The sequence below is a fragment of the Chloracidobacterium sp. genome (genome assembly GCA_025057975.1).
Classification (GTDB): Bacteria; Acidobacteriota; Blastocatellia; order Chloracidobacteriales; family Chloracidobacteriaceae; genus Chloracidobacterium.
Genome location: JANWUV010000020.1, coordinates 240 through 25,232, shown reverse-complemented (window position 1 = coordinate 25,232; position 24,993 = coordinate 240). Strand labels below are relative to the sequence as shown.

At 62.6% G+C, this 24,993-nt stretch carries 22 protein-coding genes and 1 tRNA gene; 14 read left to right on the top strand and 9 right to left on the bottom strand.

Annotation, left to right across the window (positions count from 1 at the left end):
- Positions 1-3 precede the first annotated feature (3 nt).
- Genes NZ585_14285 through NZ585_14275 form a run of 3 tightly spaced genes read right to left on the bottom strand, consistent with a single transcriptional unit; the run spans position 4 to position 2,741 of the window.
- On the bottom strand, positions 4-783 hold the full coding sequence (locus NZ585_14285) for an SDR family NAD(P)-dependent oxidoreductase (protein MCS7081202.1): 780 nt from the start codon (positions 781-783) through the stop codon (positions 4-6).
- A gap of 21 nt (positions 784-804) precedes the next feature.
- Positions 805-2,040, bottom strand: a complete 1,236-nt coding sequence (locus NZ585_14280) for an efflux RND transporter periplasmic adaptor subunit (protein MCS7081201.1) — start codon at positions 2,038-2,040, stop codon at positions 805-807.
- Positions 2,037-2,741 carry a TetR/AcrR family transcriptional regulator gene (locus NZ585_14275; GenBank protein MCS7081200.1) on the bottom strand — a complete coding sequence of 235 codons (705 nt, stop codon included), beginning with the start codon at positions 2,739-2,741 and terminating at the stop codon, positions 2,037-2,039. The genes NZ585_14280 and NZ585_14275 overlap by 4 nt, the downstream gene beginning before the upstream one ends.
- A 99-nt stretch (positions 2,742-2,840) precedes the next feature.
- Between NZ585_14275 and NZ585_14270 the strand changes: the two genes are divergently transcribed.
- From NZ585_14270 to NZ585_14230, 9 genes are all read left to right on the top strand, one after another.
- Positions 2,841-3,329 (top strand): GNAT family N-acetyltransferase, encoded by a 489-nt coding sequence (locus NZ585_14270; GenBank protein MCS7081199.1) that lies wholly within the window; start codon positions 2,841-2,843, stop codon positions 3,327-3,329.
- Positions 3,326-3,985: a histidine phosphatase family protein gene (locus tag NZ585_14265; GenBank protein MCS7081198.1), complete on the top strand. Its 660-nt coding sequence runs from the start codon at positions 3,326-3,328 to the stop codon at positions 3,983-3,985. The genes NZ585_14270 and NZ585_14265 overlap by 4 nt, the downstream gene beginning before the upstream one ends.
- Positions 3,986-4,148: 163 nt before the next feature.
- Entirely contained in the window at positions 4,149-4,532 is a 384-nt protein-coding gene (locus NZ585_14260) for a hypothetical protein (protein MCS7081197.1), read from the top strand.
- The gene (locus NZ585_14255) at positions 4,529-5,299 is read left to right on the top strand and encodes a Mov34/MPN/PAD-1 family protein (protein ID MCS7081196.1); all 771 of its coding nucleotides are present in this window, start codon (positions 4,529-4,531) and stop codon (positions 5,297-5,299) included. Before NZ585_14260 ends, NZ585_14255 begins: the two co-directional genes overlap by 4 nt.
- A gap of 103 nt (positions 5,300-5,402) precedes the next feature.
- Positions 5,403-6,599, top strand: a complete 1,197-nt coding sequence (gene rnd, locus NZ585_14250; GenBank protein ID MCS7081195.1) for a ribonuclease D — start codon at positions 5,403-5,405, stop codon at positions 6,597-6,599.
- Positions 6,600-6,655: 56 nt separating this feature from the next.
- Positions 6,656-6,731: transfer RNA gene (locus NZ585_14245), tRNA-Ala, on the top strand.
- A gap of 316 nt (positions 6,732-7,047) precedes the next feature.
- Positions 7,048-8,748 (top strand): TolC family protein, encoded by a 1,701-nt coding sequence (locus NZ585_14240; protein MCS7081194.1) that lies wholly within the window; start codon positions 7,048-7,050, stop codon positions 8,746-8,748.
- 4 nt (positions 8,749-8,752) lie between these two features.
- The gene (locus tag NZ585_14235) at positions 8,753-9,373 is read left to right on the top strand and encodes a biotin--[acetyl-CoA-carboxylase] ligase (protein MCS7081193.1); all 621 of its coding nucleotides are present in this window, start codon (positions 8,753-8,755) and stop codon (positions 9,371-9,373) included.
- A 73-nt stretch (positions 9,374-9,446) separates the two neighbouring features.
- Entirely contained in the window at positions 9,447-10,379 is a 933-nt protein-coding gene (locus tag NZ585_14230) for a M50 family metallopeptidase (GenBank protein MCS7081192.1), read from the top strand.
- A gap of 55 nt (positions 10,380-10,434) precedes the next feature.
- Here NZ585_14230 and NZ585_14225 read toward each other — a convergent pair whose 3' ends face one another.
- From NZ585_14225 to NZ585_14200, 6 genes are all read right to left on the bottom strand, one after another.
- A complete protein-coding gene (locus NZ585_14225; protein ID MCS7081191.1) occupies positions 10,435-12,129 on the bottom strand; it encodes an NFACT RNA binding domain-containing protein in 1,695 nt (564 codons plus the stop codon).
- A 39-nt stretch (positions 12,130-12,168) separates the two neighbouring features.
- Positions 12,169-12,666 (bottom strand): YajQ family cyclic di-GMP-binding protein, encoded by a 498-nt coding sequence (locus NZ585_14220; protein ID MCS7081190.1) that lies wholly within the window; start codon positions 12,664-12,666, stop codon positions 12,169-12,171.
- Between the two features lie 87 nt (positions 12,667-12,753).
- Positions 12,754-17,130, bottom strand: coding sequence for a glutamate synthase large subunit (gene gltB, locus NZ585_14215; protein ID MCS7081189.1), 4,377 nt, complete (start codon positions 17,128-17,130; stop codon positions 12,754-12,756).
- A gap of 259 nt (positions 17,131-17,389) precedes the next feature.
- The gene (egtD, locus tag NZ585_14210) at positions 17,390-18,394 is read right to left on the bottom strand and encodes an L-histidine N(alpha)-methyltransferase (GenBank protein MCS7081188.1); all 1,005 of its coding nucleotides are present in this window, start codon (positions 18,392-18,394) and stop codon (positions 17,390-17,392) included.
- On the bottom strand, positions 18,391-19,695 hold the full coding sequence (egtB, locus tag NZ585_14205; GenBank protein ID MCS7081187.1) for an ergothioneine biosynthesis protein EgtB: 1,305 nt from the start codon (positions 19,693-19,695) through the stop codon (positions 18,391-18,393). Before egtB ends, egtD begins: the two co-directional genes overlap by 4 nt.
- A gap of 220 nt (positions 19,696-19,915) precedes the next feature.
- Positions 19,916-22,237, bottom strand: a complete 2,322-nt coding sequence (locus tag NZ585_14200; protein ID MCS7081186.1) for a tetratricopeptide repeat protein — start codon at positions 22,235-22,237, stop codon at positions 19,916-19,918.
- Between the two features lie 34 nt (positions 22,238-22,271).
- Between NZ585_14200 and NZ585_14195 the strand changes: the two genes are divergently transcribed.
- The 5 genes from NZ585_14195 to NZ585_14175 form a co-directional block, all read left to right on the top strand.
- Positions 22,272-22,601, top strand: coding sequence for a multidrug efflux SMR transporter (locus NZ585_14195; GenBank protein ID MCS7081185.1), 330 nt, complete (start codon positions 22,272-22,274; stop codon positions 22,599-22,601).
- A 669-nt stretch (positions 22,602-23,270) separates the two neighbouring features.
- The gene (locus tag NZ585_14190) at positions 23,271-23,402 is read left to right on the top strand and encodes a hypothetical protein (protein ID MCS7081184.1); all 132 of its coding nucleotides are present in this window, start codon (positions 23,271-23,273) and stop codon (positions 23,400-23,402) included.
- 29 nt (positions 23,403-23,431) lie between these two features.
- On the top strand, positions 23,432-23,947 hold the full coding sequence (locus tag NZ585_14185; GenBank protein ID MCS7081183.1) for a DUF4384 domain-containing protein: 516 nt from the start codon (positions 23,432-23,434) through the stop codon (positions 23,945-23,947).
- Positions 23,944-24,204, top strand: coding sequence for a hypothetical protein (locus NZ585_14180; GenBank protein ID MCS7081182.1), 261 nt, complete (start codon positions 23,944-23,946; stop codon positions 24,202-24,204). The genes NZ585_14185 and NZ585_14180 overlap by 4 nt, the downstream gene beginning before the upstream one ends.
- 187 nt (positions 24,205-24,391) lie before the next feature.
- Positions 24,392-24,993 (top strand): Uma2 family endonuclease (locus NZ585_14175; protein MCS7081181.1); only part of this gene is annotated, 602 nt, incomplete at its 3' end.

Sequence of the window (24,993 nt, the reverse complement as noted above, 5' to 3'; positions counted from 1 at the left end):
ACGTTAGTTGGCGAGTTTTTTCACGCTGTCACGGTCGCGGTAGCGGGCCTGCGTTTTCGGATTACCAAAAATGGCGTCGGCGATGGGGGGAATCTTGCCAAGGTACATCAGCGGGCGGTACCACCACGGCACAACGATTTTGCGCCGGGGCGACCGAATGGCTTTTTCAATGGCGCGGGCGACGATTTCCGGCCCCGGCATGCTGTAACGCAGCCCAGCGGTCATTTCTGTCCGAATGAAACCGGGCGCAATCAAGACGACGTGAATGCCGCGCGGCTTGACTTCACGCCGGAGGGCGTCGTTGAAGCCGCGCACAGCGAACTTTGACGCGGTGTACATCCCAACCGTCGCCACCTCGCCAGCCACCGAACCAACGTTGACGATGACGCCGCCGCGCGGCAGATGTGGTATGGCGTACTTGGCGCATAGCGCGCACCCCAAAACGTTGACCTCCAGCACCCGCCTGAGCAGGTCGTCGCGGGTGTCGCACAGGTTAAGACCTCCGCCCATGCCAGCGTTGTTCACCAGCGCGTCAAGTCGGCCGAAGGCGTCCAGCGTTTCCCGCATGAGGCGCTGGACATCGGCGCTCTGCGACACGTCGCCGGGTACGACCAACGCCGCGCCGCCGTCCTGCTGGATGGCGTCCGCCACCCTGTGCATTTCGATAGCGCGGCGGGCAAATAACACGACTTTCGCGCCGCACGCGGCCAGATGTTGCGCCGTCGCGGCTCCAATGCCGCTGGAGGCCCCGGTGATGATGACGACGCTGCCATTGAGTTCCATACGGGCATCCGCTGTCGGCCGTTAGAAGGTTTTGACCGGCGTTCCGTCGGTCAGACGGTCGAGGTTGTCGGTGATGACTTTTTCACCGGGTTTGAGACCTTCGGTGATTTCCACCGCTTCGCCGTCGCGCTTGCCCAGCCGAACGCGCCGCGCCACAGCTTTGCCGTCCGCCACGACGAACACCTTGTCCACGCCGGCTGCGCTGACGACAGCACTGGACGGCACGAACACCGCCGGTACGTCGGTGGCGATGTCCACATAAACGCGCACAAACATGCCCGGCTTGAGCAGGCCCTGCGGATTTGGGGCGACGGCCTCCACCATCAGCAACCGCGCCTGCTGATTAAGAACAGGGCTGATGCGCGCCACGCGCGCCGAAAAGTCGCGGCCTGGGTAGGCATCCGTTGTGAAGCGCGCCGCCATGCCCACCTTGACGTACGAAACACCAGCTTCGGCGACATTCGCCTGAACGCGAATCGGATCGAGCCGCACAATGGTGACAATGTCGCGGTTGCCGCCTTGCTCATTGATGAAGTCGCCGCGTGACTTGTGGCGAACACTGACAAAGCCGCTGATGGGCGCACGGACGGTGGAGTCTTCGAGTTTCTTCCGGGCAAAGCGCACCTCGGCTTGGCGCTGTTCGATGACGCCAAGGCGCATGACGGCTTCATCACGGGCGGCCTGATAGCGGGCTTCGGCGGCGCGGTAGTTGGCTTCCACAGTATCCCACCGCTGGCGCGGCAGATCGCCGGACGCTACCAAGCGCTCGGTGCGCTCCATCTGGGCGCGGGCGTCGTCAAGAGCGGCTTTGGCCTGCCGGACAGCCGGTACGGCGTCAATATCAACAGGGTCGCGCCGGCCGGCTTCGCCCAGCATGGCGCGCGCCTGCGCCAGCGCCGCCTCCGCCTGCTGGAGCTTAAGTTCATATTCCTTGGGCGAGATGCGGGCGATGACCTGACCGGCTCTAACTGGACTGCCGACATCCACCGTGAGTTCGGTGATTTCACCGCCGACCTGTCCGGCGACGACGACTTGCTCATCCGGTACAAGCGACCCGACGGTTTCAATAGATTTGCGGATAAGGCGTTCGACGGCGGTTGTCGTCTTGACTTCGATCGCCGGCGGCGGGGCGGACGTGTCGGGTGCGGCGGCGCTAACGGTTTCCTTTTTGCGGGAGCAGCCGGTCAGACAGAGCGCTAAGAGCGCTGTCACCAACCAAAACCCGGCTTGCTTGGAGCGGAGACACAAGGCAGTCATAGCTTGTCCGTTGGGGAAGGGGTGGTGGATGTGGTTGGCGTCGCCGGCCGCCGTATGCCGTCAAGGAAGATTGCGGCGTAAGCGCGCGCCAGCGCCTCCGGCGAGCCGGTTACGGTCTGGTCGCCGTGGAGTTGCTCAAACATGGTTTGAAGGAACGGCATAGCGAAGAGTGACCGCGCCGCCACCTGCGGATTCACTTCCCGAAATGCGCCCTCACGGATGCGGGTTTCAATGTAATCGCCCAGAAAATCAAAAATGTCCCGCACGTAGAGGCGGAAAAACATCTCAGAGAGTTCATGGCCTTCGAGCGCGCTAAAAAACAGCAGGCGTTGGAAGGAGTAATCGGCGCGGTGGCGCTCGATGACATGCTGCATGATGGTTTCAAAAAACCGCCGGTCGTCGCGGCAAGCGGCTAACTCGCGCATGCGCGTCCAGAAGGCTGCCGCGTCAGCGTCCTTCATCTTTTGGTCAAGGATAGCGGCGTAAAGGTCCTGCTTGGTGGCGAAATGCCGGAAGATAATCGCTTCGCTGACGCCGGCTTCGGCGGCGATTTCCTTGGTGGTGACGCCGTTAAAGCCTTTTTCAGAGAACCGCCGCATAGCAATGCGGACAATTTGCCGTCGCCGGTCTTCCCCCGACATGCGGCGGGGTGCGGCGTCGTGGAGCGCGTCAGCGGTGATGGTCGGCGGGGCGCTGGTCATCGTGGGCGGAACAGTGTGCGTTAGCTTACGTTAGTTAGTATGCACTTACTTGCAACCTTACACTGGCATCCGGCGCGGTGACAAGCTAGTTTTCCACCTATGACACCGGAAATGGTCGCAACCGCGCCGGTTGAATGGCGGACAGCCCGCTTCGCGGAACTCACTGTGGACGACCTCTACGCCGTGCTGCAGGCGCGGCTGGCGGTGTTTGTCGTCGAGCAGCAGTGCGTGTATCAGGATGCGGACGGTGTGGATCGCTATGCCCACCACATCATGGGGTGGCGACCGACGCCGAGCGGGCAGGTGTTGGTCGCCTACTGTCGGCTGGTCGCGCCGGGCGTCAAGTACGCCGAGCCGTCTATCGGGCGCGTCATCACAACGGCAGCCGGGCGCGGGCAAGGACTGGGAAAAGAACTGATGCGGCGCGCGCTGGCGTTACACGATGCGCTCTATCCGGGGCAGGGCAATCGCATTTCCGCGCAGCAGTATCTGGAACGGTTTTATGGGGCGTTCGGCTACCGGACGGTTTCCGCGCCATATGATGAAGACGGCCTGCCGCATGTTGAGATGCTGCGCGACGGCCGGTGAGCGCCGTCACGCAAGGGCGGCGGCGCGCTTCTCCCAACGACATGTCGTTTGAATCACCCGTAACAACATTGCTTTTGATTCGGCACGGTCAGACGACGGACGGCCCGGCGCCGCGCTGCCACGGCTGGACAGATTTGCCGCTTTCGGCGGAAGGCGTCCGGCAAATTGAGCGGCTGGCGCGATATTTGCAGAACCAGCGTGTGGACGCCCTCTACGCCAGCGACCTAGCGCGCTCGCGCCATACGGCGGAGTTACTAGCCGCTGGGCGCGACCTTCGCCCGGTGATTCAGCCGGAACTGCGGGAAATTAACTTTGGCGATCTTGAAGGGTGTCTGGTGGATGAGCTGCCACTGCGTTTTCCGGCGACGGTTGCGGCGTGGCGCGCCAATCCGGCGACCTGCCAGTTTCCAAACGGCGAGAGTTTTCAGGAAGTTAAGCAGCGCGTGCTGCCGACGGTCGAGGGCCTGCTGGCGCGGCATGCGGGACAAACAGTGGCGTTGGCGCTCCATTCGGGCGTCAACCGTGTGATTTTAGGCTGGGCGTTAGGCTTACCGGACGAACACTTGGTTCGCCTTGAGCAAGACCACGGTTGCCTCAACATTGTGACCTTTGGGCCGCACCATCCGCGTCTGAAGCTGTACAACTTCACACCGTAGCAGATGAGCTTCCAAGCGACGCGCCTTGCCTGCTGCTTGTCAGTCAGGCGGCCAAGGTGTTTTATCCCACCTTGAAACCTGTTAGCTTCCCAAATGTCTTGATTTCTGAACATCTGCGCCGCATACGAGCGGCGGCTCTACAGGGTGAGGGAGATAAATAGCCATGAGCCAACTGGATGCGCCGACGATGAAGTTTCGCATGAGCGACACGCTCTTTACGGCCATCCGCGCCGCGCTCGACACTGGCGGCGCGCGTCCGTTGCTGGTGCTTTACATGCCGTACGGCATCGTGCGCGGGCGGATTTCCCGAACCGTTACTGATACGCTTTCGTTGGCGCGCGACGCGCGACTGGAAAACGTCAGCCGTGTCCGCATCGAAACCGATGTGCTCGAGCTGGATGACTGCGAGGTCGAACACTTCCAAAACCACATGCCGACGGCGCATTTCCGCAAACTCTACGTTCGTATGGACGACGTGCAGAGCTTCGCCTTCGATGTCAAACACAATGAAGTTTTCCCCTTTGAACCAGGGCCGCTCACGCCATGACGTTCCATATCAAAGTCGTCCGTGAAGTAACACCGATGCGGCGGCCGCTGCCGCAGGTTCTCGAAACCGTTGGGCGACCGCCCACCGACGGCCTGCAGGTTTTCCTGTCAAAGCAGGCGGAGGAAAAAATCCTGCTGGCCGCTCCGCCGGAGAAACCGGCCGAGACAATGCCTGATTTAGCGCGCGCGTTTCTCGGTGAAAACGAGTGCGGCGGGCTGCTGATCGGGAATGTGTACGTCGCCGAACTCAGCGGCTGCACCGTCACCTTTACCGCAATTGTGGACGCCGTTCCGGCGCAGGAAGCCGCCGCTGGTCCCACCTTTGTCGAGATGGGAGTGGCCGACCTGTTGGCCGTCGCCGACCACCTGCGACGCTTACGTGAACAGCGACAGGGGCAAGTCGAGGCGGACTTGCGCATTGTCGGCTGGTATCATACGCACCCCGGCTTCGGCGTTTTTATGTCCGGTACGGACCAAGCCACCCAGCGCGATGTCTTCGGCATGCCGTGGCAGGTGGCGGTCGTCTATGACCCGCTCAACGGTGAGTACGGTGTCTTCTACGGCAGGGACTCCAAGCACCTTGCGGGTTGGTATCTTTTTGACGCGCAAGCGGAGGGTTTTCCGCCGCCGTTGCCGCCGGCGAACGCTACCGAGCCGCGCCCAAGCGGCGACGTTTCGTTGCGGCGCCGTTTGATGGCGGAGTTCGACGCCGTACGGCACGGTCTTAGCGCTGCGCTTGCGCACTACCGCGACGCAGACATTTCCTAAAAGTCGGCGCAGACAGGCTCCGCCCGGCGGAGCCGCTCCGCCGCCGCGCAACATCAAGAGCGAGGGATTGAGATCGGCGTTACTATGCGTCATCTTTTGCGTCATGTGGATTGACACCGACCGCGCCTTTCAGGACTTTTGCCGCCGGGCGCTTACGCACACCGAACTCACCATTGATTTGGAGTTTCAGGGTGAAGGGCGCTACATGCCGCTGGTGTGTCTTGTGCAACTTGGGCTGCGTGAAGCTTGTGTCGCAGTTGACCCGTTTCGCGTCAACCTTGCGCCGCTAGCTGAGGTTTTGACGAGTTCGCGGGTGCGGAAAATTTTTCACGCCGGCGCGCAAGACATCGCCTTGCTCCGGCGCGAGACAAACGCCATTCCGGTCAACGTGTTCGACACGCAAATCGCCGCCGCATTTCTAGGCTATGGCGAGGCCGCGGGCTACGCCGCGCTGGTTCAGCGATTTACCAAGGTTTCCCTAAGCAAAAAGCAGCAATTCACGGACTGGACGCGCCGCCCACTGCTGCCGGAGCAACTGGAGTATGCCCTCAATGACGTACGCTACCTGTTCCCCGTTTACGACGGGCTGCTGAAGGAACTGGAGCGGCGGGGCCGGATAGCGTGGGCGCTGGACGCCTGCGCGGACGCCGTGGCACAGGCCGTCAAAGGGCGCGAAGCCGGGCAGGAGTATCTCAAAATTGGGAAACTGGGCGGATTGAGTCGGCGCGAGTTGGCCGTCCTACGCGAGTTGTGCCAGTGGCGGGAAGCGGCGGCGCGCAGCCGGAACCGTCCGGTTGGGAGCATTTTGCACGATGACGCCCTGCGGCAGATTGCCTATACGATGCCGCGTACGGAGGCGGCGCTCCGGCAGGTGCGCGGCGCCGGTAACCTGTCGCGCGAAGCGGTGACGGAGATTCTTGAGACCATCCAGCAGGCGTTGGCGTTGCCGGAAAGCGAGTGGCCGGAAGCGGTGACGACTCGTGAGTATGACCCGACATTGGACGGCTTGGCCAGCCTGCTTGGCGCCGTTGTTCGCCTACGGGCGGGGGCGCTGGATATTGCGCCGAACCTCCTGGCGACGCGCGACGACCTGCTCCGCTTCGCCGGATGGATTCTGCAGGGCGGCTCTCCCGCTGAGGCGGGCGATTTTCCCCTACTGCACGGATGGCGGCGCGCAGCCGTCGGCGATTTGCTGCTTGACTTGGTCGCGGGAAAGGCGCTGCTACAGATTGCACCGACCGCCCCCGGTGGCCTGCGGATTATCCGGCCGGAGTCGTCTGGAGCTGAGGGCACGGCTTGACAACCGCTTCCCAGTGGTTTTACCGTCGAGAACCGCCTCGTGAAGCCTTTTATTATGGGGATGTAGCTCAGCTGGTAGAGCGCTGCGTTCGCAATGCAGAGGTCAGGGGTTCGACCCCCCTCATCTCCACCACAGGCGAGACGTGATCGGGTTTTGGGGATGGGCGTGCGCCCGTCCCTTTGTTTTTCGCAGGAGCGCTGTTTGCCCTTGAGCAACGCGCCCCCCGTTCGTGTAGAACATCACACGCTTGCGCAGTGCGCCGCGCATAAAGATTACACGCCGACTCAACTGCACCCACATCATTTCTGTGGAACTTGTTCGGCGACGGCGGCGTAAAGCGCCGACGACATCGCCTTAGTTTTTGACTCCTTCCGTCCTTTCCAACGCTTTTTGACGCTCTATGCCGCCCAACCAACAGTTTTGCCGCCTCCGGTTTTGCCACCTCACGATGCTCGCTGTTCTCTTTGGCCTTGCTGCCTCGTCCGCATTCGCCCAGCACGCAGGAGTGTTAGACGCCCCGCTGGCCGGCATCGTCGCCCAAAGCCCGACACCGCCAACAGGGAGCGGCCAAGCGCCGCCGCTTCCGGTCGCCGATCAACGAACCAAGCGTGCGCTGGACGACCTGCCGACGACGCGCGTCGGCATTACGCCAGGCCGAACGCTGCGGCTGACGCTCCGCGACGCCATTCTCATGGCGCTCCGCAACAATCAGGACATCGAGATTGAGCGAGCTAACGTACAGCTTGCGCAGCAAAACGAGCGCGGCGCGTGGGGAAGTTACGACCCGATTTTGCAGGCGACAGTGCAGTTTCAATCTTCTACGTCGCCGACGGCGCAAACTTTCATCGGTGCGGAAGGCGGGGCGTTCAAACGTAAACAGTTTCAGTTCACGCCGACACTGGTGCAAAACTTGCCGACCGGCGGGAACTACGTGATTACTTTTTCGAACAGTCGTGAAACCAACAACGCTGGTTCAGCCGGATTGAGTCCCCAGTATTTCACTACGCTTGATTTCCGTTTTACGCAGCCGTTGTTTCGGAACTTCCGGTCAAGCGCCAATGAACGGCTGGTCAAAATCAGTCGCAAGCAGCTTACCATCAGCGACGCGCAGTTCCGGCAGCGTGTGCTAACGACGATTGCCGCCGTCCAATCTGCCTACTGGGATTTGGTTTTCGCCATTCGTAACTTTCAGATTCAGCGTGACGCTGTTGAGCTGGCGGACATCTCGCTCGCCGTAACGCGCCGGCAGGTCGAAGTCGGAACCAGCGCGCCCATCAATGTCGTCGAAAACGAGTCCGAGCTTGAAAACCGCAAAAACGCGGCGATTGCGGCGCTTCAGCTGATTACGACGGCGGAAAACCAGCTCAAGCAACTGATTCTGGGTGATCCGCAAGCCGATGCGTGGCAGGCGGCCATTGAGCCGACCGACGACGTGGATTTCACGCCCGTTGAACTCGATGTGCAGCAGGCGCTAGCCAGCGCGCTTCGCAACCGCCCGGAACTGGAGCAGCTTCGACTCCAGCAAGAACTCAACGACATTGAGCGGGCCTTTGCCGAAAACCAGCGCAAACCACAGGTAGACGCCTTTACGGCGCTGACGTTGAACGGGCTGGCGGGTACGTCGCGGGTTGCTAACCTGCCCGGCGGCCCGACGCTGATCAACCAGCGGTTCATCGGCGGTTACGGGACGGCGCTCAACAACCTTTTCTCCTTTGATTTTCCCACCTACACGGTTGGGGCGAACATTTCGTTTACTTTCCGCAACCGTACGGCCGAAGCCGCCGTTGGACGGGCGCTCGCCACCAGACGCCAACTCAAGGCGCAGGAACGCAGCCTTCAGCAAAGCATCCAAGTTGAAGTGCGAAATGGCCTGCAGGCGGTCGCTTCCGCTCGCCAACGGGTAGAGGCGACCCGTGCGGCGCGCATTGCGGCGGAAACCCAACTGCGTGGCGAGCAGCAGCGGTACGCAGCTGGTCTTTCTACAACTTTTTTGATTCTTGACCGCCAAAACCGGCTGTCCATTGCGCGCGGCAATGAGATTCAAGCCCTAACTGATTACAACAAAGCCGTAGCGCAGCTCCAGCGAACACTGGGCACCTCGTTGGCGGCCAACGGCATTGAAATCAAGTCGTCCGATCCGATGCCGTAAACTAATGGCAGCGTCCAGTCGTTCGGGGCGTTTCACAGTGCGGTGGGTCACGCGGGTGGATTCCACCAACACGGCTCTCAAGGCGTTGGCGCGCGGCGGCGCCCCGGATGGTTTGTGTCTGTGCGCCGACGAGCAGACTGCCGGCCGCGGGCAGTACGGGCGCAGCTGGCACTCTCCGGCCGGGCAAGGACTGTATCTTTCGATTCTGCGGCGGACGGCGCCGGCGACCGCCGACGTGGCGTGCGTCACAACGTTTGCCGGTTTGATGGTTCACCGTGCGCTAACGGAATTTGTCGGCGACTCGACGCGCCTCAGCCTCAAGCGCCCCAACGATGTTTTCCTTGACGGCGGAAAGGTCGCTGGCGTTTTAGTCGAGGCCGAGTGGCAGCGGGGAGCGTTAGAGTTCCTGATTATCGGCATCGGCGTCAACGTCGGGCAGGTTTCATTTCCCGATGGGCTGCGTCATCCGGCTACATCGCTGCGGTTGGCATTGGGTGACGCCGCGCCAACGCGGGAAGCGGTTTTACATAGCCTTCTTGACAACATCCAAACACATTGGGAAGCGTTCATCGCCGCGCCGGTGGAATTTGTCGCCGATCATTCCCGGAACGTCGTCTTCCATTGACGAGTACGCCGCAACGCATAACTATAGCCCCACCGGTCCCTGGATCGCAGCCTCGCCTTTTGGAGTCCCGACCATGCGCCATACCGACGATGCTCCGGCTCGCCGCCTCTTTCCACAAGGGCGGGTTATCACCATTCCTGCCGAAAACAGCCGCAACTCCTCGTTGCTCTGGCTCATTTTGGCGACCGCCGTCACCTTGATGTTGATGGCGCTGCCGCTGGCTTCGGTCGTCACGTTCCCCATCCGCATGTTTGTGACTTTCATTCACGAAGGCAGCCACGCGCTGGCGGCGCTGTTGAGCGGCTATCATGTCATCCGCATGACGGTTCACTGGGACGGCAGCGGGCTGACGCTCACCGCCGGACAGAACTGGTTTATCGCTAGCGCAGGCTACCTTGGGACAATGCTGTTTGGCGTCTGGCTGCTGTACCAGGCGCAACGCCGTGACCGAGCCGGTCTGTTGCTGGTTGGGTCGGGGATGCTCGTTCTTTTGCTGACCATTCTGTTTGTCAACGGCCAAGTGTCGTGGTTGATGGTGCTGCCGCTGGCGCTGGCCGGTACGCTGCTGCTTGGCGGCTTGCGGATGAAGCTCCCAATGCCGGTACGGTGGGGAATGCTTGGCGCAGGAGGGCTACTGTTATTCTTGCTGGCGGTGTTGTGCGTCCTGACTGGAACACTTTACAGCTGGATTGTGGGTTTGAGCGTCGGCGTCAGCCTTGTCGTCCTTGGTGTGCTGACTAAGCCGGCTGTGGGGCAGTTCATTGTGAACTTCTTGGCTGTTCAGTGCTGCCTTGATGCATTGTCGGACCTCAAGACGTTGTTTTTCCTTTCCGCGCTGACCAACGTACAAAGCGATGCAGCCAACATGGCACGCCTAACGGGGATTCCAGCGATGGTCTGGGCGACGCTCTGGCTGTTTTCCGGGGTACTGTTGCTGGGCGCAACGCTCTGGCTGATCTTTCGTCGTCCAACCGGACAGTATGGTGCAACGGCGACGGCGCGTTGATTGGCAAGTGGCGCCAGCGCTGGCGGGCTTGTCGTGCGGGAAAATGAGTAGCCTTCTAAGCCATACGCGGGAGAACTTCGCGCGGAGCGGCTGTCACTGTCCGGCTTTCGCGCACCAGCACCTCTCCCGGTGCTCCCTTGCGCGGACGCGCCACATGCCGCCGCTCCGCTACCTGGACATCCACCCACGCCGCCTGCTTCGCCTGCGAAAAGTACGCCGCCAGTTCTGCCGCCGCCAGAATGACCTGCGGCGGGACGGTTTTCCGCTGGGGGTTCCGAATCACAACATGCGCTCCCGGATAATCCGCCGCATGCAACCAGAGATCATGCGGACGCGCCAGCGTAAACGTCAGCCGGTCATTGTCGCGCGCTGTTCGACCCACGACGATTTCGTAGCCTTCAGGACCGCGATACCGCCGTAGCCCGGCCCAATCGTTTGGCTCGCGCGGCGTTTTTCCCGCTGGCGCATCCTCACGCGGTTGGAGGTCAAACGGAAGCCGTGCGCACAGCTCGGCGAACCATGCTTCCTCCTCAGCTTCAGAGGCGGCGGCTGTCATTTGTTCAAGGCGTACGGCGGCGGCCAGTTCGGCTTCCAGCGTCGCGCGTCGTTCAGCGTTGGCCGCCAGCGTTCGTTGCGCCCGTTGGTAGCGCTGAAAAAAACGCTGGGCGGCGGCAGTCAGGTCTTCTTCCACCGACGCCAACGGGATAACGATGGTCGGCTGTGTCTCGGTGTAGTAGTCCACGACCTCAACGCCGGCGGGTGTCCGCCGCGCTGTCGCCAAATTGGCGTACAGCAGCTCGCCCCACCGTCGCCACTGTTCGGCGTCGCGCGCTGCCGCGTCCGCTTCATCCAACTTCTGCAACGCCCGCTCCAACCGTTGACGCCATGTTGTTACCGCGCGCCGCCAACGCCGGCGGCGTTCCGACTGCGCCGTTTGGTGTTCTAGTCGTTCAAAAAAGGCGGCGGCGGCTTCCTGCGCCGAAGTGAAGGTCATCGCTGGCGCTTCCGGCGCATGCGTCAACCGAACTAGCGAAAGCTCCGGGCCGTCCGGCCGTTCATAGAGGAAAAACGCCGTTGGGCATAGAAGCTCCGCCCGGACGCTCTCAAACGCCGCCCACATTCCCGCAGACTGCGCTCGAAACGCCGCCTCGCGCGCCACGGACGGGCGACAACCCCGTACGTGATCGAGCAGAAAGCGCTCCAAAGCCGCCGCCGAACCCGGCAACACATCCGGCGTCACGGCGTCCCACGTCAACCGCCGGTCTTCGCCGCCCCGATGCCGGTACGGCTCCCCCGGCGTCCCATCCCACGGACGCAGGGCGTCCACCACCACTTCGTCTGCGGTCAGCAACCACAGGTTGGCGTAGCGGCCCGTCAGGTCATGGCGCAGCAGCCAGCGAGTAGGCTGTTCTGTGTCGTCAAAGCCGTCAAACGTCAACGTCACCGAACGCTCCCCTGCCGCTTTGACGATGTACGTCAGGCGCGCGCCGCGCAGCGCCTTGCGCAGCCGCGCCACAAACGGCGGCTCACTTGTGGCGTCGGCGTCACGCGGCCGGCAGTCGGTCGGATGCAGGCGGCTGTCGTGCGGACGGGCAGCGAGAAACAGCCAACGTCCGTCGCGTCGCCGTAAGTCAAGCAGGACGGCGTCGCGGCCAGCCGCTGCGACCTTGCCGACCGGCAGCCCACGATCAAGTTGGGTCAGCGCGGTGTTCAGTTCCCTTACCAGCGCCGCCAGTAGAAAACCGTCCATTAGGCGACCCCATCAAGTTAGCGGCCCGAGCCGCAGCGGTCAGTTCGAGCGATAGTTCGTAAACTGCATGTCAATGCCGAAGTCGTGCGCCCGAAGTTTGGCGATGACCTCCTGCAGCACATCCCGATCCTTGCCGCTGACGCGCACCATATCGCCCTGAATGGCGGCTTGCACTTTAGCTTTGGTTTCCTTGATGAACTTAACGATTTCGCGGGCCTTCTCGGTCGGAATGCCCTGTTGCAGCTTGATGCGCTGTCGAACCGTTCCACCCGCCGCCGGCTCGACTTTGCCGTACTCGAGCGCCTTGAGCGACACGTTGCGCTTGATGAGTTTTGACTGAAGAATGTCAATGACGCTCTTGAGCTTGTACTCGTCATCCGCCGTCAACACGAGCTCGCGTCCTTCAAGGTCAATCCGGCTCTGACTGCCCTTGAAGTCAAAACGTTGACCGATTTCCTTCATCGCCTGATTGACGGCGTTGACGACCTCCGCCATGTCAACCTGCGAAACGATGTCAAATGAGTTGTCCTTTGCCATAGGTCATACTGTAATCGTTGCCCGGCTCAATGTAGTTCAGGACGAGCGGCCGACGACGACTTGACGCCGTTTTGCGCCCGTCGCGTTTCAGGCGCGGCGCTCATCCGGTGGACGCGGTACGTAAGCGACAAACCGAGCGGCGCTGGTTTCCCATTGCTCCAGCAACCGGCGTACGGCGCGGCCGTCTGTTTCTACCATGAAATCCAGTAACAGCGCCCGCAGCGCGTCGCTTTCATCCGGCGTCAGCGCGCGTTCGGTGAGGAAGTCCCAGTTGACATGCGCCGCCGGAGCGCCGCCATAGATGTAAATCCGGCCGCCAGTCATCCCTGCGCCAAGGTTTTTTGAGGTCGGACCCAGAATCACCACCAGTCCGCCAGTCATATACTCGCAGGCGTGCAGTCCGACGCCGTGGACAACAGCCGTGGCTCCACTGTTGCGGACGGCGAAACGGTCGCCGGCGAAGCCGCCGACGTAAAGCGTCCCGCCTGTCGCGCCGTAGAGCGCCGCGTTGCCGACCAGCGTATTGGTTTCCGTCTCACCACGCGCGGCAGGGTGCGGCCGGATGACAATCTTCCCGCCGCTCATCCCCTTGCCAACGGAATCGTTAGCTTCTCCCTGTAAGCCGACTTGTAGGCCGTCGGTCAAAAACACGCCGAACCCTTGACCGGCGCTGCCGGTGAAGCGAAGTGTGACGGACACAGGCGTAGTCGGCAGGCCGCCGTCGCCGTTAGGTTGGAAGTCCCGCGCGTGGGCGGCGCGCGCCAACCAGCCGGCTAGCGTCGCTGGTACAGCGCGGTCAAGATTCGTAATCGCATAGTCGCCGGTGTAGGCGGTGCGTCCGGCCGCCACACTCGCCTGTACATCCCTCAGAATCCGTTGATTGAGGTCGCCCACTTGAAAAGCTGGGCGCGGCGTCGGCGGCGGCAATGGCGGCGTCGAAGCAAGGAAAAACGACACATCTAGCCGCCGGTCAGCTAGACGTTCAGCGTGACGAGGGTTGGGCGTCAGCAGGTCGGTGCGGCCAACAGCGGACGCCAGCGTTGGCAGGCCGGCTCTAGCCAGCCACTGGCGCACATCATCGGCGACGGCTTCGAACCACCGTACGACATGCTCAGGCTGTCCAGTGTATTTGGCTTTGCGCTTTGGATCGTGGGTAGCGATGCCGGCCGGACACTGATTAGTTTCGCAGATTCGTGCCATGATGCAGCCCTGCGCGACGAGCGCCAGTTTGCCAAAGTCAAACTCTTCCGCGCCGAGGATCGCCGCCAATACGACATCAAGTCCGCTGGACAACCCACCGTCCACCCGCAGCGTGACCCGCCCACGCAGCCCCTCTTCACACAGCGCGCGATGGGTTTCCACCAAACCGATTTCCCACGGCAGGCCGGCGTGCGCCATTGAGACCAGTCCGGCTGCACCGGTGCCGCCGTCCCCGCCGGCGATATGAATGATGTCCGCCCCGGTTTTGGCGACGCCGACGGCGATGACGCCGATATTGGCGCCGGCGACAAGCTTGACACTGACGCGCGCCTGCGGATGCAGGTTTTTGAGTTCTTCAATGAGTTGTTTGAGGTCTTCAATGCTGTAGATGTCATGCATCGGCGGCGGCGAAATCAAGTCTATGCCGGGGGTGGCGTAACGCGCCCGTGCAATTTCGGGTGTCACTTTGTAACGCATCAACTGTCCGCCTTCGCCCGGCTTGGCGCCCTGCGCCATCTTGATCTGAATTTCCCGCCCCGTGACGAGATAGCGCGCGGTAACGCCAAACCGCGCCGAACCAACTTGCTTGACGGCGGCGGTGACGCCGGTCTCAAAGTAGTAGGGATTTTCGCCACCCTCGCCGCTGTTGCTGCGCCCGCCAAGGCGCTCCATCGCCACAATGAGATCGCGCTGGGACTCGGCGCTGATCGCGCCGAACGACATGCCGGCTGTGCCAAAGGTTTGCAGAATTGCTGTTCGCGGCTGCACAGCTTCCAGCGGCAGCGGTGTTGTGTCCGTGCGGAGCGTTAGCAGGTGGCGCGGACTGATTGGTTCGCTTGCTGCGCCTAGCGCCAGATACTCGGCATAGCGTTCCGGCGACGGCGCGGCCGCACGGACGAAGGCATGGACAACCCGCGCACGAGCCGTCGTCATGGCATGGCGTTCGCCCTGTACGCCCTGTGTATCCTCCTTGAAACGAAAATGACGCGGCAGTCGGCGCAGATCGAGCGCGTCATGGCCGCTAGCTGCCGCAGCCAGCCAAGCCCGGTGGTTGTCAAGTTGACGTTGTGCGATATCCTCCAGTTCAAGCCCACCCAGATAGCTTTCCTTGTTGGGAAAGAATATCTCAAGCAACTTCGGCCCAAGACCGACCGGCGTGAAGAGTTGGGCGTTCTGGTAGCTGGCCAAAACGGAAATGCCCATCTTGGCCATGATTTTCAGGACGCCGCCGGTCAGCGCTTTGATGAGATTGGCCTCGCGTATGTCGGGCGGCAAATTGTCCAGTTGGGGATGGCGGCCGAACCGCGCGCAATCCAGCGCGACATAGGGGCAGACGGCCGCTGCACCGAAGCCGATGAGGGCTGCGACGTGATGCGCCGTCCGCGCTTCGCCAGTGTCCATCACAAGCGCGGCGTCAAGCAGCATGCCAGCTTCGTTGAGTCCATTGACGATGGCACGCAGCGCCAACAAGGACGGTATGGGCGCGCGCGCCGCCCCAACGCCGCGATCGCTGACCACAAGGACGGACGCGCCGTGTTCGGTCAACGTCAGAGCTTGCCGCTGAAGTTCGGCCAGCGCTGTTTGCAAGCCCGCTGCGCCGTCGGCGACGGCAAAGGTGGCGTCCAACGCCGCGATATGAACGCCTAAGCGCGTTGTTCCCAGCGCGGCGTACAAACTTGCCATGTCCGCCAGTGACAACACCGGGCCGTCCAGTTCAATGGCGGGCGGCGGCGGGACTAGCGTTTTCGGCGCAAAGATGTTGGGTTTCGCCCCAAGGTGAACCGTGGTGTTCATCACCAACGCCTCGCGGAGGTAGTCCACAGGCGGATTTGTCACTTGGGCGAAGTCTTGGTAGAAGAAATCAAACAGCGGGCGCGGGAGATCAGACAGCACGGCCAAACAGGCGGTGTCGCCCATCGAGCCGATGGGTTCTTTGCCAGTCGCAGCCATTGGTGCCAGCGCCGCCTGCATATCATCGTAAGTGTACCCAAAAGCCAAAGCCAGATGCGCCGTGGTTGGTTCAGTCGGCGGCGGAGCGTCCGGCAGTCGGCGCGTCCGCGGGTCAAAGACCGCTCCGGCGACCATCGGTTGGGCGCGCGGCTCGGTGAAGCTGACGCCGCCGGAGCGTAAATCCACGACGACGCCGGTTCCGGCGTGCAGCGCCCCTTTGGCGCACACTTCCGCCTCATCTACAGCGAAGACGCCAGCCTCGGACGCCAAATAGAAGGCGTCGTTGGTTTCCACCCAGCGGCCCGGACGGAAGCCGTTCCGGTCAAGCCGTGCGCCGACGACCTGCCCGTCGGCGAAGGCGACAATCGCCGGGCCGTCCCATGGTTCGAGCGCCCGTCCCCAGAACGTATGGTAGGCATTGTTTTCGGCCGGCGGCATGACGACGGCCAGCGCCTCAGCCAAACTAAGCATGCCGCTGCGGTGGCGCAACGCCTCGATCATCTCATTGAGGCTGCCGGTATCGCTGATGCCGGCTTGCGTTAGGAGTTCACCAGCTTCCAGCCCCAGCGACCGCTCGCGCGAAGCGGCCCAGGCGCGATTACCGGCAATGGTGTTGATTTCACCGTTGTGCGCAATCAACCGAAACGGCTGCGCACGATCCCAGGCAGTCCGGGTGTTGGTGCTGAATCGCCGGTGAAACAAGGCGAAGCGCGACACAAAAGCCGGATGCTGCAAGTCAAGGTAGAATCGGTCGAGCTCGGCGGCGCGCACTAGCGCCTTGTAAACCACCGTCGTCGCTGAAAGCGACGTGAAAAAACAACTTGTGTCCAGGCCGTACTTGCGCCACCGCTTGCGCGTCATCTGTTTGGCGGCGTAGAGCTGGCGCTCAAACGCGGCGAGCGTCCGCGCCTGCGCCGGTCGTTTGATAATGGCTTGTCGGAGCGTCGGGAGTGTACGGCGGGCTATCGGGCCAAGCACGGTCGGGTTGGTAGGCACATCGCGGCTTTCTAGAACGTGCAAATCATAGAACTCAAAGGTGTCGGCGAAGATGTCAAACGCCTTGGTGCTGCGGAGCGCATCAGAGGGCAGGAACAGAAACGCAACGGCGACGCTTTCCGGCGGATAGCCAAACAGGGCGTACGGCAGGTCGGTCATCAGTCCCGCGCCGTCGCTAGTCAGGCCGTCAGCAGCGCAGGCGCCACGGTGTTCGACGCAGCGCAGAGCATGCAACGCCGCTTCCACGACGCCGCGCTCCGCCGCGCCGCGCCGTGAAGCGACAAAACCGACGCCGCAAGCGGCCCTTTCAACGCGCATGGCGCACACGTCACTTTCCTCCCGCCACGGGATAAGCCAAACAGCCAAACAGGCCGGATAAGCGCTGGCGGCGCTTACCGCCTTGAACAAAAAATTTTAGACGGGACGCCAGAGTTAACCAATCGCCGGAAAGGTTAACCAATTGGGTAGGCTGGCTGGAAATCAGCTCGGTGTCTACGCCGAGTCTACGCCGACATTCGAGCGATTGGCTTTGGTGATAATCCACGCCAAGTCCACACGCCACTCGGCGTCCGCGCGTCTACGCTACGGTAAAAAAACAAACTGCGAAGTAGCGCCTTTCATCCTGCCATGCCGCCCCAACCGACCAGCCGGCGCGCGCCGCCATCGCTTGGAATGCTTCGAGGTCATACTTGTAGGAATCTTCAGTGTGAATGGTCTCACCTTCAGCGAAGGTAAACGTCTCATCCCCAATATGCACCGTTTGCGCCTGAGTGCTGACCAGATGCATTTCGACCCGTCCGTGCATTGGGTCATAGAAGGCGCGGTGCTGAAACAGCCGCAAGTCAAAGTCAGCGTTCAGTTCGATGTTGATGCGCCGCAGGAGGTTCAGATTGAACTCGGCAGTGACGCCGCGACTGTCGTTGTAGGCGGCGTCAATCACAACCGGGTCTTTTTTCAAGTCCACGCCGATGAGGAGCGCCCCGTTGTGTCCGGCGACTTCGGCGGCGTGTCGGAGAAAGGCTTCAGCCGCCGCCGGCGTAAAGTTGCCGATGGTGGAGCCGGGGAAGAACACAACCCGCCGTCGGTAGGGAAACTCCTCGAAGTCGGGAAAGTCCATCTCCTGCGTGTAGTCGGCGCAGACTGGTGTCACCCGCAGGAACGGGTAGGCCTGAGCCAGCTCGGTCGCCGCCGCTAGCAGATGCTCCTTGGAGATGTCCACTGGCACGTAGGCGGCCAACGTAGGCAGGTGGTCAAGCAGGATGCGAATTTTGCGTCCACTGCCACTGCCGTACTCAATCAAAAGCGCTTCATCGCCGACCAGCGCCGCAATTTCGGCCGCATGCTGTTCAAGTAGGGCGATTTCAGTGCGCGTCAGGTAGTACTCCTCCAGTTGACAGATTTCATCAAACAGCGCCGAACCGCGCCGGTCATAGAAGAACTTCGCCGGGATCGCCTTATACGGCTGCCGTAAACCGGCGAGCACCTCCTCCCGAAAGGCCGCCGGCGTCGGATGCAGGTCATGAAACGACACGATGTAGCCATAGGAGGGTCGCGTCGCCTGACTTGGCTGGGGATGGCTCATGACAAATCCTCCGCCAACCGAACGCCGGTGAACTGCCACCGTGCATCCGGCGGAAAAAAGTTCCGGTACGTTGCGCGAATATGCGTCACCGACGTGGCGCAGGAGCCGCCGCGCAACACCATCTGGTTACACATGAACTTTCCATTGTACTCGCCTAGCGCTCCGGCCAGTGGACGAAACCCCGGATACGCCGTATAGGGACTCGCCGTCCAGACCCAGACATCGCCGTAGAAAGGTGCATCCGCCGCCTGTGGAAGCGGATGCAGCGCGCCGGATTCATAGAAGTTGCCAGTGACAGGCCGACTGCGGGCGGCGACTTCCCATTCGGCTTCGGTCGGCAGGCGTTTTCCAGCCCAGCGGGCGTAGGCGTCGGCTTCATAGAAGCTGATGTGGCAAACGGGTTCAGCGGGATCAACCGGCCGAAGGCCGTACAAGGTTAGCGTCCACCAGTCGCCGTCTGCGGCTTGCCGCCAGTAAAGCGGCGCGCGCCAGCCATGCGTGGTGACGGTCGCCCAGCCGTCGGAGAGCCACAGTTCCGGCCGCCGGTAGCCGCCGTCCGCCATAAAGGCCAGAAAGTCCCCGTTCGTCACCAGACGCGCCGCGATGCGGAAGGGACGCAGCCAGACATCGTGGCGCGGCCCTTCGTTGTCGAAGGCGAACCCGTCGCCGGAGCAGCCGACGGCGTACTTGCCGCCTTCAACGGCGTACCAGCCGTCCGCCGGAACAGGCGGCGCAGACGGTGCGGTAGGCGCGCGTTCCGGCGGCGGCAGATACGCCGGGTCAAGTGGGCTGGCGGCAAGAATCGCTTTGATGTCGGTCAAGAGCAGCTCTTGGTGTTGCTGTTCGTGGTGCAGCCCCAACTCCAGAACGGGTTGGGCCGTCGCCCAAGTTTTGGCGTCGGCGTGCGTGATGAAGTGTTCCACGGCGGCGTTCACATGCGCGCGGTAGGCGTACACCTCGCGGACGGTGGGGCGCGTCACCAGCCCGCGCTGGGCGCGCGGGTGACGGTCGCCAACGGCTTCATAGTATGAATTAAATAGGTAACCGTAGCGCGGATGAAACAGCCGGTAATCGGCGGCGTAGGGCTTGAGGACAAAGGTTTCAAAAAACCAGCTCGTATGGGCGAGATGCCACTTAGGCGGGCTGACATCCGGCATCGGTTGGACGACATAGTCTTCAACTTCGAGCGGACGGCAAATCGCTTCCGAGACAGCACGGACGGTGCGGTATCGTTCCACCCAGGCAGCGCGGTCGGCGGCGCGGTCAGGTTGGGCGGGCTTAGGTTGACGGGCGGCTTCCATATCGCTGGTCGTTTGCGGGAGCGTTGTTTATAGGGTTGTTTCAGGTCGGCGGCGTACGCCAGTTTTGTCACACAATCTCCGTTCTGCAAAGCGCTAGGTGTCAGGCAGGGTCGTGGGCGGGGACAGTCAGCGTCGTTGCATGACTGACGGGACGGCGTGTAGCCAGCCGATGGGCAATGTCACCTGTGCAGCCGCGCCGCCGTCCGACGCCGCTCCGACGCTACGGCCGCCACCGACGGGCTTCGTCGCTGACGGTGCGCAGCCGTGCGCGAACTTCCGCCGCGCGCGGACCGAGTTTTTGTTCAACAGCAGCGCGGCGGGCGGCGACCGTCGGCCGGACGGCTGCGCCGCGCGGTGTTTCGCCGAAAGAGGTTTCGGCCAGGAGGCATGCCGCGTAAATGAAGTCCGCCGGAGCGCCATGTTTGGCCATCAGCAGTGCGTATTCGTACCACGCCGCACCTTGCGCGTAGGCGTCTTGACTGGCTTCGGCGAGCTGTAAAGCCGTCTGGTGGCGCGCTACGGCCTGTGGTATGTCTTGCCGCGCCGCGTACAGTCCAGCCTGCCGTGTGGCGGCGCTACTTGCCAGCGCCGCGTCGCCGGCGGCCTGCGCCGCGTCAAACACGCGCGCGTAGTTGGTTTCGGCCTGCCCGAAGTTTTGCGCGCCGGTGTAGGCGTCGCCCAGTTTAAGCATCCATTCGAGCCGTTGGCGGTCACTGGGGGAGGCGTGGTGGAGCGCCTGCTCGTAGGCTTCGGCGGCTTCCTTCGTACGGCCGGCGCGCATGTAGGCGTCGCCCAGATTGGCCCAAGCGATGGGTTGACCGTTGGGGTCGAGTTGGACGGCGCGTTCCCAGGCCGCCACGGCGTCGCCTTCCGCGCCCTGCTGCGCCGCCAGTGTTCCCAGATTGACGAGCGCCGCGACGTTGTTCGGCAGGTGTTCGTGGAAACGTTGGTAGTGGCGGTAGGCCGCATCGTATTCGCCTTGCTCGATGAGCATTTGTCCGAGCATCGCCTGACTTTCCGCGTCGTAGGGATTGATGGCGACGGCGCGTTCGAGCGCCTCGCGGGCGCGCAGGCGGTCGCCTTCCGCCAGCGCCGCGCGCGCCAGTCGGGCGGCGATGAGGGCGTCGTTGGGATTGAGTTTGAGGGCTTGCTGTAGGGACGTTGCGTCCATTGTGCGCCCACCCAGAACGAACTTAGCCAGATCGAGACCGGCCAGCAGCGCCAGCCCCGTCGTCGCCGCCGTCAGGCCGAACCGCCGCCACAGTGAACGATGGGGAACGGTGGTTTCCACATCGCCCACCGCGCCGTCCTGAACCAGCACCGCCGCCACCTGCGGCTCGCGGAGCTTCCACACCGCGCCGTCCAGAATGAAGTGGTGGATGTTGACCAGCGCGGTGAACGCAAGAAAGCTGGTGGTGAAGTCCATACCGAAAGCGAGGCTTGCCGCCCACGGCCCCGGAATGAACAACGCGACGCCGACGGCGAACAGCACCAGCGCGTAGCGTCCGGGTCGCCACTGCGCGCCGCTTTCCCGCCGTGCGTAGTAGGAAGTCACCCACAGGTACTGCGCCGAGTGCAGAACGGCCAGCATGCCGGAGCTGTAGCGGACTTGGAACACGGTTTCGCCGCTGAGGACGACGACGGCGGCGGGGATGAACCACAGCGCCTGGGTGGCCAACAGCGTCAGCGTCGGCGCGACGGCGGGCTGGGGAGATTCGTGGAGCAACTTACGTCCGATAATAAAAGTTATCGTGAGGAAGATGAGACCGCAGACGACAATCAGCGTCTTGGCGACGAACGGCGGCAGGCCGGCGGACAGCAGAAGGGGGTCGGCCGACGGGCCGCTGTTGAACGCCGTCAGCAGCATGGCGTAGGGCAGAGCGAACGCCCACCAGAGCCGGCGCGTCGTCGCCGCGTCAAGGGCCGTCACGCCGTTACGCCGGGCGAACATCAGCGCCAGTCCGTAGTTTTGCCCCGTGTAGTGCCACGGACTCCAGAAGACGTACAGCGTGAAGGCCCAGCGCAACAGCGGTGGGTGGGCGTGAACCAGCAGCAGCCCGGCCGCCGTCAGCAGCGACGACCAAGCCAGTACGCGCCCGTAGCGTATGCGATCCGCCGGCCGTGCGCAGGCGCGGTACCACGTCGCCGCGTAGTGCGGGTAGTTGCACACAAGCGCAACGGCGTAAAAGGCGACGGCGAAGTGTCCGGTGAAGTGTGGTTCAACGAGGTACGCCGTCAGCAACAGCGGCAACGACCACAGGCCGCAGCCGATGATGAGGTCAACCGGGCCGTTGTAAAGCCAGCGCAGCGGGCGAGTCGGCGACGCCGGCGAGACGCTCGGTATCGGCTCGGTTGCGGAGACGCTGCTGGTCATGACGCCGTAAGTTTTCCGCAGGCGATGCGTGGTGGAGAAAGGCGACGCCCGTTTGTGAAACAGGACTGGCTTGTGAAACAAGATAAGCTTGCCGGGGTTGGCTTCGTCAATGATTTTTGGAGCCGGTTTGGGAAACCGGTCGCGGCTGAACGAGGCGTCGTGTGACATTGGCGCGTATGGGGCGCGGCGGCGGGGGTGGGGTATGCAGGCAGGTCATCCGTGGTTGTGGCTGCTCTTTGCGGGGCTTTGCGAGGTGGTGTACGCGGTGATGATGCCGCGCACTCAATCGTTTACGCGGTTTCTGCCGTCGGTGGTGACGGTGCTGTTCATTGCGCTCAGCATGTACGGGCTGTCGGTCGCTGTGCGAACGTTGCCGGTGGGTACGGCGTATGCGGTATGGGTCGGGATTGGCGCCGGCGGCACGGCGTTGGTGGGTTTGTTGTTTCTCGGCGAGCCGCGCGACCTTGGGAGGCTGGCGGGTTTGGCGCTGGTGGTCGGCGGCATTGTACTGCTCAAACTGACGCACAAATGATGTGCTTTCTGGGACAACAAAGCGCCGCGCCGCCATCGGTCGGCATGGTATCCTTGCCCCCAAGCGAAACATACGGCGGGCGGCGCACGCCCGGAAGACGTTGGCGGGCCGTGAGTCCGCCCGCTCAAGCGGTGAAACGCCTCCTGCGCCCAAGTCGTTTGCGCCATGTCCAACTTTCCTAAAACAGAAGCGACCGCTTCGCCCTTTGACCTGAGCGAAGGCCGGGTCATCAAAAACGGAAACCGGGGTTATTGTACCGTCTGGCGGGGGTAACGCCGGAAGAGGGTGAACAAATACGTACGGAGGTTTTGCGGTGGAAGGGGTTTTCAGCAAGGGAGATATTGCGCGCCGCTGGTACAAAGCTATAACCGGGGCGGCGATTCCATACGAATGGATTGGGCAAGCCGAGAAGGAATCCGTCCGCGAGTATTGGCGTGAGCGTTACGGAACGGACGAGGGGTTTGACGCGCTATGGGCGTCGTCTACAGGGCTTACGAAGAATGCGAAGAGATTGAGGCGGTCTTCGTCGGACTGTATCATTATCGGCGACTGGGAATGAATTCAGAGGCGAAGCGTCTTGAGGCTTCAATTTTAGACTGGGAGGCGCAGCATGGCATCAGCGTCTTACCGTCGGTACTTTCTTAAGGGGGCCTTAAGGGGGGTAATGTTATGCCTACGTTGCTTAAGTCAGAAGACTTCGCTCGGAATCGTCCAGTCGGCATCGCGGCGTCCGCAGCGGGCGGACCGGGTGCTACGGCCGCCCGCGTCCGCGCTACCGGCGGAAGGTTTCGGATGCCGTAGGCAGTGAAGCCAAGTCGTCTTCCGGCGCTGTGTCCGGCGCGGGCGGCAAGGTCGTCAAAACCGGTCAAGCTGCATCGCCGCAACTGCTCGGACTCACGTTGTGGCGATTACGCGAGCTGCGTGCCGGAGAGTCCGCCGCCGACGCCGTCAAGGTGCAAAACGCCGACCAATCCGGCTGGCACTGGCGCGTGCCGGAGCGTTCAAGCTTCGCGCGTCCCGTCGTCCCCAACGACATCGTGCGGCTGACGGTCGAGGCGGCGCGGGAAGGGTATCTCTACATCCTCAACCGTGAACTGCGCCGCGACAGAAGCCTCGGCAAACCCGTACTGCTGTTTCCCGAACGCGCAGCAGTAAACAACTTCGTGCGGCCCGGCGAAGTCGTGGATGTTCCCGACCGGCTGGAAGACTGGCCGTACTTTCGGATTGTCTCATCCGATCCGAACTATGCCGGCGAGGCGCTGTGGGTGATTTTGTCGCCGCGTCGGATTGACGGATTGACGGATGGAAGACGGCGGCCGATCACGTCATTGGGAATCGGGAGTTGACGGCGGCGCTGGAGCGGCAGGCGTCACCGGGCGAACTCTACGAATTGGAGAGCGGCGAAGGAGAAGCGGAAACATTGGAGGAAATCGCAGCGACGGGTGGGAATCAACGGCGGAACGTCGAGCGAAGCCTAGAGAGCGGCGCGGTGGCGGAACGTCGGCTGAAGTGCGACGGGCCGCTGCCACAGTCGGTGTACGCGGCGGCGGTTGAGGCCGATACCGTCATTGTCGTGCCGGTGTGGTTGCGGTGTAGGAGGTAGGGATGAGGGATGAAGAAAGGACGAACGGGCAGACTCGCTACATTTTCTCGGAAAGCGCGCGAGTCGCCGACGCCTGCGACGCGGCAATAACTTTCGTGTGGTATGGTTGTGTCCCGCAGATGGGCGACGCCGCCCGTGGACGCAGACCCAACACAGCCCTTGGACAGACCTTGGAGGTACGCACGCGATGTCCACGCCGTTGACCGCCACGCCGCCCCGCTTGATGACCTTTGAAGAGTTCTTAGACTACGGCGAGCCGGGCGTGCGCTATGAACTCGTGGATGGTGTCCCCGTCGAGATGCCGCAGCCGAACAAACGCCACCAGTGGATTGTCTTGAGTTTGGCCGTGCGCCTGATGCGCTGGATCAGCGAGCGGCGACTGCCGTACGCGGTGACGCAGCTGGGGTTGCAGATCAGCGAGTACCTGGCGCGGATTCCCGACTTGGTGGTGTGTCGGCGGGAGGACGCGGCGGTGAAGGAGGAAGAAGAAGCCGGGGTGGTACGGCTGGGCGTGCCGGTGGTGTTGGTGGTGGAGGTGGCGAGCGAGAACTGGCGGGACGACTACGGGAAGAAGCGTGAGGAGTATGCGCGGCGCGGAGTACCGGTGTATGTGGTGGTGGATTGGCGGCGGCGGTGTGTGGTGGTGTGCCGGGAGCCGGAGGAGGCGACGGGGCGATATCAGCAGGAGGTGACGTATCGGGAGGGGGAGGAGGTGGTGTTGGAGGCGTTGGGCGGGTGTGTGCTGGCGGTGAGTGAGGTGTTGGGCGGGGCGTTTGGGGAGGACTTGCT